We start from the raw sequence: 14641 nt of genomic DNA on the forward strand, positions 1-14641 counted from the left end.
TGTAAGTGTGTAGAATAAAAATGTATATATAGGTATCTTTTTATACTTTTAAAGTGAGTAATCACTCATTTTTTGCGCTAATCATTGTGATTTTATGAGCATTCATACTTGAAAAGGGGTTGACAGAATTATGATTCATGTAGGACTAGATGTGGGATCAACGACGGCAAAGACGGTAGCGATGGATGAGACGGGGAAAATCGTGTTCCAGACGTATCGGCGACATTTTTCGGATATTAAATCGGTTACTTTAGCCATTATGCGTGATTTGCAAGAGACGTGTGGGGAAACTGAAATGACGTTTAAAATCACAGGCTCTTCGGGACTTGCGATTGCGAAATTTTTGCAGGTGCCGTTTATTCAGGAGGTTATTGCGTGCACAGAAGCTGTAGAACAGGCTATTCCTGAAACGGACGTCGTGATTGAGCTTGGCGGGGAAGATGCGAAAATTATTTATTTCTCCGGTGGCATCGAACAACGGATGAACAATGCGTGTGCTGGCGGGACAGGTGCGTTTATTGATCAAATCGCTTCGCTGTTACAGACAGATCCGAATGGCTTAAATGACTTGGCTAAGGGCGCCGAGACGATTTATCCGATTGCTTCGCGTTGTGGTGTCTTTGCTAAAACGGATGTGCAGCCTTTATTGAATGAAGGTGCTCGAAAAGAAGATATTGCGGCTTCGATTTTTCAAAGTGTGGTAACGCAGACAATTAGTGGTTTGGCTTGTGGTCGCCCAATTCGTGGAAAAGTCGCGTTTTTAGGCGGACCGCTGACATTTTTGGATCAGTTGCGGTATCGTTTTACAGAGACATTGAAAATGAAAGATTCCGATATTATTGCGCCGCTGAATGCGGAATATTTTATCGCGCTTGGAACGGCTTATAATGGTTGGAAAGACGAAGCGCTTGCGATAGAAGACATTATTACGCGACTTCGTGATTTGGATTTTTCGAGTATGGCGACAGATACAGAAATTTTACCGGCTTTATTTACGCGTGCGGAGGATTTAGTGGCTTTTCGTGATCGGCACAATCAAATGAAAGCGCCACGTGGTGAGTTGGCAAGTTATGAAGGCGATGTTTATTTAGGTATCGATGCTGGATCAACGACGACTAAGCTTGTTTTGATGGGGAAAGATAATGAGATTTTGTACTCTTTTTATGATAGCAACAAAGGAAATCCGCTGCAGTCAGTGATTGATGCGACGAGTCATCTGTATGAAATTTTGCCTGAAGCGGTGAAAATTAGACAGTCGGGAATTACAGGTTACGGTGAGTCACTGATTAAGGCGGCACTGAAAATCGATGTTGGTGAGATTGAGACCGTGGCACATTATCGAGCTGCTCGCGAGTTTTTGCCAGATGTGGATTTTATTTTGGATATCGGTGGACAAGATATGAAATGTATGAAAATCAAAAATAAAGCGTTGGACAGTTTAATGCTAAATGAGGCATGTTCGGCGGGCTGTGGCTCGTTCTTAGAAACATTCGCGCAAACGCTAGGCGTGACCATTCAAGAATTTGCAGACAAAGCGCTCCAAGCAAGAGAACCGGTTGATTTAGGATCACGCTGTACAGTATTCATGAACTCAAAAGTGAAACAAGTACAAAAAGAAGGCGTATCAATGGAAGACTTGTCCGCAGGTCTAGCCTATTCTGTTGTCAAAAACGCATTACAAAAAGTCATCAAGTTACGCAGTCCAAAAGATATCGGCGAAAAGGTGATTGTTCAAGGTGGCACATTTTATAACGAAGCGGTTTTGCGCGCTTTCGAATTGCTAACAGGGCGTGAAGTTGTTCGTCCTGATATCGCAGGAATGATGGGAGCATACGGCGCAGCGCTAATCGCCAAAGAAAACTACGAAACAGGAGAAGTTAGTCAATTACTCGTTTTGGAGAAATTACGAGAGTTTCAAGCGGAAACTTCGCAATCACGCTGTAATTTATGTAGCAACTCGTGTCAATTAACGATTACGAGATTTGGTGATGACCGCAAGTTTGTCAGTGGGAATCGTTGTGAACGCGGGGAACGTGTCGAGTCGAAGAAGAATTTGTTACCGAACTTATTTGAATATAAATACAAACGCGTTTTTGATTATAAATCGTTGAAAAAAGACGAAGCGACTCGCGGCACGATTGGCATTCCACGTGCGCTGAATGTGTTTGAAAACTATCCATTATGGCATACGATTTTTACGAATTTAGGCTACCGTGTCACTTTATCAACGAAATCTTCAAAGAATTTGTATGAAAAAGGCATTGAAACGATTGCATCTGAGGCGGTTTGTTATCCTGCGAAATTAACGCACGGTCATGTGATGGACTTGATTAAGAAGAAGGTCGACTATATTTTCTATCCGTCTGTCGTGTATGAGAATAAGGAATACGGTGAAGCAACGAATAACTTCAACTGTCCTGTTGTTGCAGGCTATCCAGAAGTTATCCGTGTGAACGTCGATGCGCTAGAAGAACAAAACGTGCCACTCATCGCGCCATTCCTAACATTAGATAATGAAAAAGCACTACTAAAAGGATTGCACGAGGCGTTCCCAGAAATCCCGCTTGCTGAAATGGAAAGTGCCGTGAAAGCTGGCATGGAAGAAGCGCAAGCATTCCGCAAAGACATTCAAACAAAAGGCGAAGAAGCACTCGAGTACATTAGCAAAAACAAAATTCGCGGTATCGTCTTGTGCGGGCATCCCTATCATATTGATCCGGAAGTAAATCATGGTTTACCAGAACTTATCACAATGAACGGCATGGCAGTCTTGACGGAAGACTCCGTATCACATCTCGGCGAAATCAAACACCCACTTCGCGTGGAAAATCAGTGGAAATACCACGCTCGACTTTATCGCGCTGCTAGTTTTGTAGCAGAACAGAAAAATCTCGAAGTGGTTCAACTCACATCGTTTGGCTGTGGTCTTGACGCGATTACAACGGATATGGTACAAGAAATCATCGAAGGTCACAACAAAGTCTACACACTTCTAAAAATCGATGAAATAAACAACCTAGGCGCAGCACGAATTCGAATCCGTTCTTTAAAAGCTGCGATGGACGAGCGCGAACGCAATAACGTGTTACCAACAGCGATGAAAGCTCCGAAACCACGTGTCCTTTTTACAAAAGAAATGAAGAAAAACTACACGATTTTGGCGCCACAACTTGCACCAACGCATTTCGAATTACTAGAAGCAGCAGGTCGCGAAGTAGGTTATAATTTGGAAGTTTTACCAGCTGTAACACCGCGTGCTGTTGATGAGGGATTGCGTTACGTCAACAACGATGCGTGTTTCCCAGCCATTTTAACAATTGGTCAAATGATGGATGCCTTAAAACATGGAGACTATGATCTTGACAATTTGGCAGTTTTAATGACACAAACTGGCGGAGGTTGTCGCGCAACGAACTACATCTCGATGTTGAAAAAAGCACTAGGACAAGCTGAACTTGATCATATTCCAGTTATTTCGCTAAACGCAAACGGACTTGAAAAACAACCAGGTTTCAAAATCACACCAAAAGTCGGTGTTCGATTCCTTGTTGGCCTTTGTCTTGGCGACGGGTTAGACCGAATGCTTTACAAAACACGACCATACGAAAGAGTAGCAGGTAGCGCGAACAAACTACATCGCTATTTCGTCGAAGCTGCAAAAGAAATGCTAGCGAATTACAGTCCATCGGCTTATGCTCAATTTTGTCGTGAGATGGTGGAAGCATTCGATCAAATCCCACTAACAAAAGAAATCAAACCAAAAGTCGGAGTTGTCGGTGAAATTTTAGTGAAGTTCCATCCAGGTGCCAACAATGATATTGTCGGCGTTATTGAAGAAGAAGGCGGGGAAGCAGTTGTTCCAGATTTCGTAGATTTCTTGCTATACTGTTGCTACGACAGCCACTTCGCAGCCAATACATTCGGCATGTCTAAAGTGAAATCATTTGCTAAACATAGCATCGCCATTCCAGTTATTAATAAATATCGCAAGCCAATGTCTGACGCTCTACGCGCAAGTAAGCGATTTACCGCGCCAGAAAATATCGAAGTCATTGCAGAAAAAGCAAGTCAACTCCTATCACTTGGCAATAAAATGGGAGAAGGCTGGTTCTTAACCGGAGAAATGATTGAATTACTGGATAGTAACGTTTCAAATATTGCTTGCCTCCAACCATTCGCCTGCTTGCCGAATCACATCACTGGTCGTGGCATGATTAAAGGCTTGAAAAAAATGTACCCAGCGGCAAACATCATGTCCATTGATTACGACGCAGGCTCAAGCTCAGTTAACCAACTTAACCGAATCAAATTAATGCTGTCTATCGCAAAAAAACAACTGGAAACAACGAGCCAAACAGAAAAAGCACCAGTAACAACAAAAGCATTCCGTCCAAAAGACAAAATTGTCGATACCGCAAAACGCGTCCGCGACTCAGCACCAATCGAAAAAATCGGTAGCACCGTTAAACGCGCCCGTGAAGCAGATCCAGTTGGCCATATCGCTAGCAAAGTAAAAGCAGGAACCGAATCTGAGAATATACAAACAGAATAATAATACGCGAATGAAGCATCGCTTTCACATCATCTTGTAAAAACCACTACCTTTCTAATTTTCGCATATAAATAGGCTTGATACTCTTATTTTAAGGCTTATTCCTGATATTATTGGCTAAAAACTTGTAATATCGATATAAACCTTTAGAATAAGAGAGGTATGAAAATAAAATATGGGAAGAGGAGTGTACAACATGAAAAAAAAGTTAGCTTTAATGTTTGTTGCTGTTTTAACTGCTGCGGTGACGTTAGCGGCTTGCGGAAATAGCCAAGTAGAACCAACAGAGGCCGCTGATACTGCTGTTAACACCATCATTTATAACAAAGACACGGATAAATTCAAAGATGTATTCGGTGAAGATGCAACGAATTTACAAAAAGAAATCAAAGAAGGCTTCAAAAAAGGTTTCACAAGTAGCCTAAATATTACAGACGGTAGTATTGATAAAGAAGTGGAAGCGCTCTACGACACATTTACAAAACGTGTCGATGAAGTGACGAAATACAAAACAAAAGTAACTAACGACGACAAAGACAAACCCACTGTTGAAATTTCTATCAACGGGCTTGATATGACAACTGTTCAAGCAGACATGTCAACGAAGCTTCAAGAAAAAGTAAAGGCGGATCCTTCGATTCAAAAAGATGCTAAAAAAGCAGCCAAAGCAATGCTTGAGGTATATCAAGAAACGATTGCTAAAGCGAAAGTTTCTGATAAAGCTGTCAAAGTGAAGATGAACTTAGAGTCGAATAAAGATCAGTGGAAAATCAAAGACGCTGATACATTTGCACAAAGTCTTTACCTAGCATTCTTTACTGGAACTGTTCAATAATAAAAAAGCGAACCCTTTCTAAATGAGTTGCCGTTCTGGTCTCATTTGAAGAGAGTTCGCTTTTTCGTTATTAGCGTTGGCCAACAGTGAAGCGGGCGCGGATATGTTTGGCATTTTCTGCTTCGTCGATAAGCGCAATGGCGTAGTCTTCCATGCTGATATAGCTATTACCGTTCGCATCTACGATTAATTCGTCTGTTCCAGTTGCATAGGTGCCTGTACGTTCGCCGGGTTCGAATAGTCCAGCTGGGCTAATAAATGTCCAATCAAATGTGGCATCTTGTCTTAAATGATCTAATTGAATTGCTTGCGCTGCACCAGTAGCATAATAAGGCGCTTCTTTAAAGGAAGGTGTATCTAGCACACGTGTGCCTTTATCATCCACGAATGAACTTGCCGCCCCGCCAACGACGATTAGGCGTGGGGAAGTCATGCCATTCAATATAGCAATTAAATGATCGATAGCTTTCCAATGATTATCTGACTCCTCAACCGGCGCACTAAACGCATCCACTAAGACATCCAATTCCGCAACATCTTTTTTCGTTAAGCTAAAAATATCTTTTTCTAATATATCAATGGAAGCATCTGTGATCTTGCTAGCATTACGAACAATCGCCGTTAGCTCATGCCCACGATTCTTTGCCTCTGTTAAAACTCTGGAACCTGTCCGACCATTTGCTCCAATAATACCAATTTTCATTATAAAAACCTCCTTGGAATTTTAGTTGTAACTAATTCAGTTACAACTGTTGGTTAAAGTATACTGTTATCTGTTCGAAATGTAAAGCATAAAGTTGCATCCAGCTATCTTTCACGGCAATTATTCTAAATGAGAAAAATAGCTCATAATTGATAAAATAGCAATGCTATGCGATATTTTTAATGGGAAAATCCGAATTTAATAGAATTTGCAATAGGTGAACATAATCAATATTTGTTTTCAAATAATATATATTATAAACAATACTTGACAATATCGCTAATTAAGTTGATAATTTTGAGTGTGAGCTTTCACAATAAATAAGATTCAAGGAGGAGTTATAATGTCGTTGATTGGAAAAGAGATAGAAGAATTTACTGCAAAGGCTTTTCGCCAAGGTGAGTTTATCGATGTTTCATCTGAAGATTTCAAAGGGAAATGGAGCGTGGTTTGTTTTTATCCAGCGGACTTTACGTTTGTTTGTCCAACAGAACTTGAGGATTTGCAAGATCAATACAGTACTTTAAAAGATTTAGGTGTGGAGATTTATTCGGTCTCAACAGATACACACTTTACACATAAAGCATGGCATGATTCCTCAGATGCCATTGGAAAAATCGAATACACAATGATTGGAGATCCTTCACATACGATTTCACGTATTTTTGACGTTTTAGACGAAGAAGAAGGTTTGGCAAATCGCGGAACGTTCATTCTTGACCCAGAAGGCGTAGTTCAAACAGTAGAAATTAATGCAGATGGTATTGGTCGCGACGCTAGTACTTTAGTAGACAAAATCCGCGCTGCACAATACGTGCGCAACAATCCAGGCGAAGTTTGCCCAGCGAAATGGAAAGAGGGCGCCGAAACATTAAAACCAAGCCTAGACTTAGTAGGTAAAATCTAAAAATGGCTTTAGATAGAGAAATCAAGGAACAGCTTGCCGGTTATCTGGATTTACTAGAACAAAACATTGTTTTAAAAGTAAGTGTCGCAACAGATGAAAACTCGCAGAAGTTACTTGAATTTGTTAGCGAAATCGTGGATATGTCTTCCAAAATTCGTATGGAGAACGTTTCACTTTCAAGAACACCAAGTTTTAGTGTTGCGCGTGAAGACGAAGATTACGGCATTGTTTTTGCAGGGATTCCATTAGGCCACGAATTTACATCGCTTATTTTGGCACTGCTTCAAGTGAGTGGTCGTCCGCCGAAAATCGATGACAAAATCAAAGCCCAAATTCAAAAAATCAATGCACCGCATCATTTTGAGACGTATGTTAGTTTGACATGTCATAACTGCCCAGACATCGTCCAAGCGCTCAATATTATGAGTGTGTTGAACCCAAATATTTCACACACCATGATCGAAGGTGGCATGTTCAAAGACGAAGTCGAAGCCAAAAATATCATGGCAGTACCAACTATTTTTGACAATGGCGAGGCGTTTGGAAGCGGTCGGATGAGCATTGACCAAATCATAACAAAAATCGTTGGAGCAGCTGATGCTTCAGAATTTGAAGACAAAGAAATTTTTGATGTATTAGTTATTGGTGGCGGTCCAGCGGGAGCCAGTGCCGCGATTTATGCAGCCCGTAAAGGCATTCGAACAGGAATCGTAGCCGATACTTTCGGAGGACAAGTGTTAGAAACGATGAGCATTGAAAATCTGATTGGGACGAAATATACAGAAGGTCCTAAACTGATGGCTCAAGTAGAAGAGCACGTGAACGAATACGATGTTGACGTAATGAAACAAGTCCGCGCGAAAAGCATCCAGAAAAAAGACAACGTAGAAGTAACGCTAGAAAACGGCGCAGTCTTAACCACAAAAACAGCAATTATCTCGACTGGTGCAAGATGGCGTAACATTGGCGTTCCAGGCGAACAGGAATTCAAAAATAAAGGAATCGCGTACTGCCCACACTGCGATGGACCACTTTATGCAGGTAAAAATGTAGCCGTTGTTGGCGGTGGAAACTCCGGTATCGAAGCCGCAATCGATCTTGCAGGTGTTGCAAAACATGTCACCGTACTAGAATTCGCACCAGACCTAAAAGCCGATGATGTCTTACAAAAACGACTGTACTCTTTGGCGAACGTCACTGTTTTAAAAAATGTACAGACAAAAGAAATTACCGGACAAGAAAAAGTGGATGGCGTTACATACGTGGACCGCGAAACAAACGAAGAAAAGCATATCGATGTCGCAGGCGTGTTCATCCTGATCGGCCTAGCGCCAAATACAGAATGGCTTGAAAACACCGTGGATCGCAATCCAATGGGAGAAATTATTGTCGACAAACATGGCGCGACAAACGTTCCCGGCGTATTTGCAGCAGGCGACTGTACCGACAGTGCTTACAAACAAATCATCATCTCGATGGGCTCAGGTGCCACGGCGGCACTCGGCGCATTCGACTACATGATTCGCAACTAAAAAATAGGATGGGGTGTCCATGACTCGGACACCCCATCCTATTTTTATGATACGGTTGTTTTTTTGAGTTTTGCGGCAAAGACTACGTGTGAGATAGTGAAAATCAGTAACGCTGCCCAAATGAAGATGAAGGCGATTAGCTGGATGAAATCAAACGCTTCATGGAATACAAACACGCCGAGAATAAGCATCAAAGTTGGCCCAACATACTGAATGAAACCGAGCATGACATAAGAAATCCGCCGCGCACTCGTCGCAAATAATAAAAGCGGAATCGCCGTCACTACCCCAGCGCCAAACAATACAAGGTTCGTATCAAAGCCAAAGTGCATAAACGCATCGCGCGCAAAGAACAACAAAAATACAAGGGCAAATGGTGTCATAATCATTGTTTCGACTGTAAGCCCGCCCCAAGCACTGACTGGCACTAACTTCTTAATCAAACCGTAAAGGCCAAATGTCACTGCCATCGAAATCGCCGCCCAAGGGAATACGCCTTGGTGTATCGCTAGAATCAATACACCAATTGCCGCTGAAAGCACCGCTAACATCTCGCCACGACTCAATTTTTCCTTCAAGAACACCGTTGCCAGAAGCACATTGACTAGCGGATTAATATAATAGCCAAGACTCGCACTAATAACATGCCCGTCATTGACCGTAAAAATAAAAATAAACCAGTTCGCTGTAATTAGCACGGATGCTGTTGTAATCGCCAAAATCAATTTAGGCTTTTTAAAAAGGGCTTGAATTTCCGCCCAAATTTCCTTCGTCTTACCTAGCAACACAATAATAATAACCATGAAAACAAAAGACCAAATAATGCGGTATGCTAGAATTTCGCTGGCAGGAACACCGCTTGCTAACTTCCAATAAAGCGGTAAAACGCCCCAAATAATATACGCGGCAATCGCAGTTAAAATCCCCAGCGTTTTTTCTTTCTCTGAATACATGTCCTCACCTTTTTCTACAAATAATAGAACCATTGTAACATATATATATCCCCGAAAAGCTGAAAGTTGCTGAAAAATATTTTTTCGCATATGATTAACTAAAGAAGTGAAGGGGAGAAGATAAACTAATGCTGACCAAGAAACAACTAATTCAAGAAAAAAGCGATCAATTAACCGAACCACAACAAGCTTACATAAAAACGGTGGAATGGGTTGTCGCTTCCGATAAACATATTACAGAACAAGACAAAGAAGTGGCCTTGCTAAAAACCATCGAACGCCTATTAGAAGCAAAAGATGCAGCACCAGAAGAAACACTTGGCATGGATGCAGCAACGTACGCCAGACAGCTCACACATAAATTACCAGACGTAGCGCAAACCAATCAAACGCCAATATTCCTCTTTATTGGAACACTACTCATGAGCGCTTTTTTAGTCGTGATGGGCATCATTCATTTTATAAATAAAGATCGTGTGTTTTACGTCGGGACATTTGTCGTATCTATTTTGCTCGTCTTTATTTGTATCGTGTGTATGCTCGTTGGTGGCTATATTCTTTGGAAACACTACACTGTGACTGCTGCTAAATCAATCGCTGCATATTTTCTAATTGGTAGCGGAATCCTCATTATGTACGTGTTCGTGCTTGTATTCCTACTTATGATTCTACCAAACTTCGGAAAAGTCATTTCAAGTGGAGCGCTTATCGAACTTATACTAGGGGTAGCAGGCTTTATCACAGCAACGATTATCTGGCGCAAAATATAAAAACAAAGCCCGAGTGCAACCATCACGCACTCGGGTTTTTACATCTTATTTAGAAACTTCGATTTGAATATTTAGTTTCACTTCATCACCAATTAATACGCCACCAGTTTCAAGCACTGCGTTGTAATTTAGTTCGAAATCTTTACGATTGAATTTACCAGTTCCTTCAAAGCCTGCAACCATGTTACCAGACATTGGGTCTTTGCTTGTTCCTTCATATTCCACGTTAAATGTGATTGGTTTTGTAATCGTACGGATTGTTAAGTCACCAGTCACTTTATATTCGTTGCTACTATCGGCTACGATATTTGTTGATTGGAACGTAATCGATGGATAGTTTTCAACATCGAAGAAATCTGGGCCCTTCAAATGGCCATCGCGTTGTTCTTGACGTGTGTCGATAGAAGCTGCGTCCACTGTGAAAGAAAGATTAGCTGTTGTTAAATCTTCTGGATCAAGCGTTAAATCCGCGCTGAAGTTTTTGAAAGCACCTTTTACTTTGGATACCATCATGTGTTTTACTTGAAACTCGATTGAACTGTGTGCTGGGTCTACATTCCATTTTTCTACTGTCATTTTAAAATTCCTCCAATATTTGTTTTATTTGGCGCCATCTTCATTTAGCTCGCCAGTGGGATTCGGCGTTTAGACCGATTTTTTTTAATCCCGAAATAAGTATTTCTTTCTCTTCCTCGTTTAAAATCGTGAGTTGTTCTTTAATCAAGGCTTCAAACTGGGGAAAAAGATTGCTGATAAATTGTGTACCTTGTGCGGTCAATTTTGCATAAACAATGCGGCGGTCATTCTGATCATTGACGCGGACTAGATAGTTCTTCTTTTCAAGTTTGGTAACCATGTAAGTCGTGTTTCCATTAGAAATCAAATTCTTCTGTCCAAGTGTCTGCAATTGCTGCGGGCCAAGATGATAAAGCTGTTCTAAAACACCGAATTCACTCGGCGTAATTCCATGAGACTCCACTAAATTCGCATGAACCTTCTGAATCCAATTGGCAGATCGCAACAAGACGGTGAATAATTTCAAGTCGATATCTTCCACAGAAAACACCCCGTTTCAGTCAAATGTTTTAATATCGAAACATATTACAAACAAATAATAACATACTTGTAAAAAGTAAGTCAACACAAAAGCGTAAAAAATAAAAATTTCTTCGTTAAATTTGTGTAAAGATGCTTGTGTATCATGTATAATAGCGTAAAATAGAAATAAAGAGGTGAGAAAGATGGAATTAAGTGAAGATAAAGTAAAACGCGTTCAAGAAGTATTAGGATCTTACTGGGCTATTAACCGAATCACTGCCAAACACGCCGAACAAAACGCACTAAGCTTGGGCTTGTCGTTACAGCAAATGGCGATTATTAATATTTTATACACACGACCAGATTCCACCATAGATGACCTAAAAAAGAAATTGTTTACCTCCACCGATGTCATTACAGCCAATGTTAACGGGCTTGTTCACGGCAGACTTGTTGAAAAGTTAAATACAGCATTCGTAGAAAATACCGATGCATGGCGCTTACAACTAACAGATAAAGGCAGAGAAATGTCGGAGCGCTCTACACAAAATGCTTTTGCCTACAAAGCGATGATGAAGGCACTCGAAGAACTGGACGATGAAGATATTGATAAACTTATTGAGATTAACCACAAAATTGAGAAATTATTAAAGACAGAGTAAACGAAAAAGGACAAGTTCCGATGTTAGCTCTAGCCGACATCAATCATAATGACAAAGCTATCGATAAAATGGTATCTATAGAAGGCGCTTCTTTTTGATGTGTCTATTCTATAGGTACTATTTTATGATGGGGAAACTCTTTTTGTAGAATTATAGAATAATAGACATTATTCTGAATCGATTAGTTTCAATAATAAAAAAGGTGGTATAAACTAATAAGTAACTTTTTCCTTTTTATACATAAAAAAAAAATAAAAGGAGAGGAGATCATGAGAAAATCAAAGAAGTTTGCAGTTATTTTGTTAGTAAGTCTGATGATTTTTGGAACTGGTACACTTGTAATTGGGACTAGTGTTATTTTATGGGGCGGAGAAAATGATAAAGCTAGAGTATCAGAAGTATTAGATTGGGCGGATCAAAAAATCGATCAACTCACACAAACAAAACAAGTTAATACACAAAAAATTAATGAATTGACTAATGAAATTCAAAACTTGAAAAATCAATTGACAGATAAAGATAATCAAATTGCATCAAAACAGCAAGAACTAAATGCAAAAATAAACGAGTTGCAAAACAAACAGAATGAAGTAAATCAAAAAAATAATGATATTAGCGCATTGAATTCACAAATTAATCAGTTAAATAACTCGATTAATCAATTAAATACCACAATTAATGAATTAAAAACAGAACGTGACCAATATAAATCACAAGTCGAAGTGCTAAATGCTCAGAAAGCACAGTTAACAACATCTAAAAATGAAGCAGATGAAAAACTCGACAAAGCTCGCCAAGATATGAAAGAATTACGAGATCAGGCAGATAGATTGTACAGCAAATATCAATAAGTCTGATTTAGTGTATTGCAAAGTAGTAGTATCAGCTTTTTAGACAGAGACATAAGTACAAGTTAACGAGATAATGGAAATGGATTAAATGCAATGTAAAATAAACTGTGTAAATAATGAATTTTAGGATCATTGCTTATACAGTTTTCTTTTGCGTGCGATTGTAACATCACATCAAGGCATGACGTAATTTCTAAGACTTTGAATTTAAGGCATAAGAAAAAGACTATAGGCGCCGTATTTTAATACTTTGTCTATAGCCCAAGATAAGACCGGAATCTATTTGTTTTTTTAATCTCGTTTTCCATCCACATACGAATGTTCATCGAAAGAACACTCATTAAGCGGTATCACTTTTGTTTTTTTCGTAAATTTATAGATGAGCCAGAAAGCTAGGAAAATCGGGAGTCCGATATAGGAAATCGCAATTTTTTGCCACCACTCGGGGTTTGAAATGTCGGGATGTAGGAACGCGTTGTAATCTTGCCCGACAATGACTAAAATACATAGTACTAACGCAAGTAATGGCCCGAACGGGAAGAATTTCGCCTTATATTTCAGGGCATTTAAGTCCAGCCCTTGTTTCACATACGCTCGGCGGAAACGATAATGACTAATCGCAATACCAACCCAAGCAATAAAGCCAGTAAGACCAGAAGCGCTTAGTAACCACGTATAAATAACCGTTCCATTTTCGCTAAGTGTTGTGATGAAAGTCATTGCTCCGACAATCGTTGTCAAAATAAGCGCCGCCATCGGAATACCGCGACGATTTACTTTTGATAGGAATTTCGGTGCTTTGCCGTCTTTGGCCATTGACCATAACATCCGTGTGGAAGCGTAAAGACCAGAATTACCAGCAGACAATACCGAAGTTAGGATAACGGCATTCATCACCGATGCAGCAATGGCCAGCCCTGCTTTTTCAAAAACAAGTGTGAATGGGCTAATCGCTACATCTGTTGCTTCGCCGCCGAGTAGATTCGGGCTAGTATAAGGAATAATCATCCCAATGACGAAAATCGCAAAGATATAAAACAGTAGAATACGCCAGAAAACTTGCTTAATCGCTTTCGGTACACTTTTCTCAGGAGTTGCGCTTTCTCCAGCAGCAATCCCTACAAGCTCTGTACCTTGAAAAGAGAATCCAGCGAGCAAGAACGTCCCGAGTATCGCGAAGAACCCACCATTAAACGGTGCATCCCCAGTCGTAAAGTTAGAAAAACCAATAAATTGACCACCAAGAATCCCAAAAATCGTCAAGACACCGATGATTAAGAAGACAATAACGGTAACTACCTTAATAATCGAGAACCAATATTCCGATTCACCGTAAGCTTTAACAGACAGTGCATTCAAACCAAAAATAAGTAGTAAGAACACGGCACTCCACAACCAAGCAGGGGCGTGCGGGAACCAGAACTGAATAATGAGTGCAGCCGTAGAAATATCAACAGCAAGCGTAATCGCCCAGTTAAACCAGTAGTTCCAACCAAGCGCGAATCCAAACGCAGGATCGACAAAGCGTGAAGCATACGTACTAAAAGAACCAGAAACCGGCATATACGTCGCCATCTCACCAAGACTTGTCATCAAAAAGTAAACCATTAAACCAATAGCAGCATAAGCTACTAATGCACCGCCAGGACCAGCAGTAGCAATCGCATTACCGCTCGCTAAGAATAATCCTGTTCCTATTGAGCCCCCAATCGCAATCATCGATAAATGACGCGTTTTTAAATCTCTCCGTATGTGACCTTGTTGCTCTTTTTTCACTTGTAAAACTCCCTTTCTTTCTCTGCTGAAAATGAGGTTTTGGAAACAAAAAAACCGATCTC

12 protein-coding genes are annotated in these 14641 nt (G+C 40.4%); 7 read left to right on the top strand and 5 right to left on the bottom strand.

Annotated elements, in window-relative coordinates:
• The first annotated feature begins 130 nt into the window (after positions 1-130).
• Positions 131-4552 (top strand): 2-hydroxyacyl-CoA dehydratase, encoded by a 4422-nt coding sequence (locus PRIP_RS01480; protein ID WP_036099051.1) that lies wholly within the window; start codon positions 131-133, stop codon positions 4550-4552.
• Positions 4553-4748: 196 nt separating this feature from the next.
• Positions 4749-5387: a DUF5105 domain-containing protein gene (locus PRIP_RS01485; RefSeq protein WP_036099052.1), complete on the top strand. Its 639-nt coding sequence runs from the start codon at positions 4749-4751 to the stop codon at positions 5385-5387.
• Positions 5388-5457: 70 nt separating this feature from the next.
• Here the strand turns inward: PRIP_RS01485 and PRIP_RS01490 are convergent, their stop codons facing one another.
• Positions 5458-6090 (bottom strand): NAD(P)-dependent oxidoreductase, encoded by a 633-nt coding sequence (locus PRIP_RS01490; protein ID WP_036099053.1) that lies wholly within the window; start codon positions 6088-6090, stop codon positions 5458-5460.
• Positions 6091-6433: 343 nt separating this feature from the next.
• Here PRIP_RS01490 and ahpC point away from each other — a divergent pair, with 343 nt between their 5' ends.
• Complete coding sequence (ahpC, locus tag PRIP_RS01495) at positions 6434-6997, top strand: alkyl hydroperoxide reductase subunit C (RefSeq protein ID WP_036099054.1); 564 nt, start codon at positions 6434-6436, stop codon at positions 6995-6997.
• A 2-nt stretch (positions 6998-6999) separates the two neighbouring features.
• Positions 7000-8529: an alkyl hydroperoxide reductase subunit F gene (gene ahpF, locus PRIP_RS01500; protein WP_036099055.1), complete on the top strand. Its 1530-nt coding sequence runs from the start codon at positions 7000-7002 to the stop codon at positions 8527-8529.
• A gap of 44 nt (positions 8530-8573) precedes the next feature.
• On the opposite strand, the gene rarD is transcribed toward ahpF, so the two are convergent.
• Positions 8574-9482 carry an EamA family transporter RarD gene (gene rarD / locus PRIP_RS01505; protein WP_036099056.1) on the bottom strand — a complete coding sequence of 303 codons (909 nt, stop codon included), beginning with the start codon at positions 9480-9482 and terminating at the stop codon, positions 8574-8576.
• A 128-nt stretch (positions 9483-9610) separates the two neighbouring features.
• Between rarD and PRIP_RS01510 the strand changes: the two genes are divergently transcribed.
• Positions 9611-10252 carry a DUF1129 family protein gene (locus tag PRIP_RS01510; protein ID WP_036099057.1) on the top strand — a complete coding sequence of 214 codons (642 nt, stop codon included), beginning with the start codon at positions 9611-9613 and terminating at the stop codon, positions 10250-10252.
• A 45-nt stretch (positions 10253-10297) separates the two neighbouring features.
• Here PRIP_RS01510 and PRIP_RS01515 read toward each other — a convergent pair whose 3' ends face one another.
• Both PRIP_RS01515 and PRIP_RS01520 read right to left on the bottom strand, forming a co-directional pair.
• A complete protein-coding gene (locus tag PRIP_RS01515; protein WP_036099058.1) occupies positions 10298-10828 on the bottom strand; it encodes a YceI family protein in 531 nt (176 codons plus the stop codon).
• A gap of 40 nt (positions 10829-10868) precedes the next feature.
• Entirely contained in the window at positions 10869-11309 is a 441-nt protein-coding gene (locus tag PRIP_RS01520; RefSeq protein ID WP_052008667.1) for a MarR family winged helix-turn-helix transcriptional regulator, read from the bottom strand.
• Between the two features lie 184 nt (positions 11310-11493).
• Between PRIP_RS01520 and PRIP_RS01525 the strand changes: the two genes are divergently transcribed.
• Positions 11494-11952 (top strand): MarR family winged helix-turn-helix transcriptional regulator, encoded by a 459-nt coding sequence (locus tag PRIP_RS01525; RefSeq protein WP_036099060.1) that lies wholly within the window; start codon positions 11494-11496, stop codon positions 11950-11952.
• A gap of 269 nt (positions 11953-12221) precedes the next feature.
• Positions 12222-12803, top strand: a complete 582-nt coding sequence (locus PRIP_RS01530; RefSeq protein ID WP_036099061.1) for a hypothetical protein — start codon at positions 12222-12224, stop codon at positions 12801-12803.
• Between the two features lie 291 nt (positions 12804-13094).
• Here PRIP_RS01530 and PRIP_RS01535 read toward each other — a convergent pair whose 3' ends face one another.
• Positions 13095-14579, bottom strand: a complete 1485-nt coding sequence (locus tag PRIP_RS01535) for an amino acid permease (protein ID WP_036099062.1) — start codon at positions 14577-14579, stop codon at positions 13095-13097.
• Positions 14580-14641 lie beyond the last annotated feature (62 nt).

Source organism: Paenilisteria riparia FSL S10-1204 (assembly GCF_000525995.1).
In the GTDB taxonomy this organism is placed as follows: Bacteria; Bacillota; Bacilli; order Lactobacillales; family Listeriaceae; genus Listeria_A; species Listeria_A riparia.

Coding starts and splice junctions, on each gene's coding strand:
- PRIP_RS01480 (WP_036099051.1), top strand. CDS start 131: ATGATTCATGTAGGACTAGATGTGGGATCAACGACGGCAAAGACGGTA.
- PRIP_RS01485 (WP_036099052.1), top strand. CDS start 4,749: ATGAAAAAAAAGTTAGCTTTAATGTTTGTTGCTGTTTTAACTGCTGCG.
- PRIP_RS01490 (WP_036099053.1), bottom strand. CDS start 6,090: ATGAAAATTGGTATTATTGGAGCAAATGGTCGGACAGGTTCCAGAGTT.
- ahpC (WP_036099054.1), top strand. CDS start 6,434: ATGTCGTTGATTGGAAAAGAGATAGAAGAATTTACTGCAAAGGCTTTT.
- ahpF (WP_036099055.1), top strand. CDS start 7,000: ATGGCTTTAGATAGAGAAATCAAGGAACAGCTTGCCGGTTATCTGGAT.
- rarD (WP_036099056.1), bottom strand. CDS start 9,482: ATGTATTCAGAGAAAGAAAAAACGCTGGGGATTTTAACTGCGATTGCC.
- PRIP_RS01510 (WP_036099057.1), top strand. CDS start 9,611: ATGCTGACCAAGAAACAACTAATTCAAGAAAAAAGCGATCAATTAACC.
- PRIP_RS01515 (WP_036099058.1), bottom strand. CDS start 10,828: ATGACAGTAGAAAAATGGAATGTAGACCCAGCACACAGTTCAATCGAG.
- PRIP_RS01525 (WP_036099060.1), top strand. CDS start 11,494: ATGGAATTAAGTGAAGATAAAGTAAAACGCGTTCAAGAAGTATTAGGA.
- PRIP_RS01530 (WP_036099061.1), top strand. CDS start 12,222: ATGAGAAAATCAAAGAAGTTTGCAGTTATTTTGTTAGTAAGTCTGATG.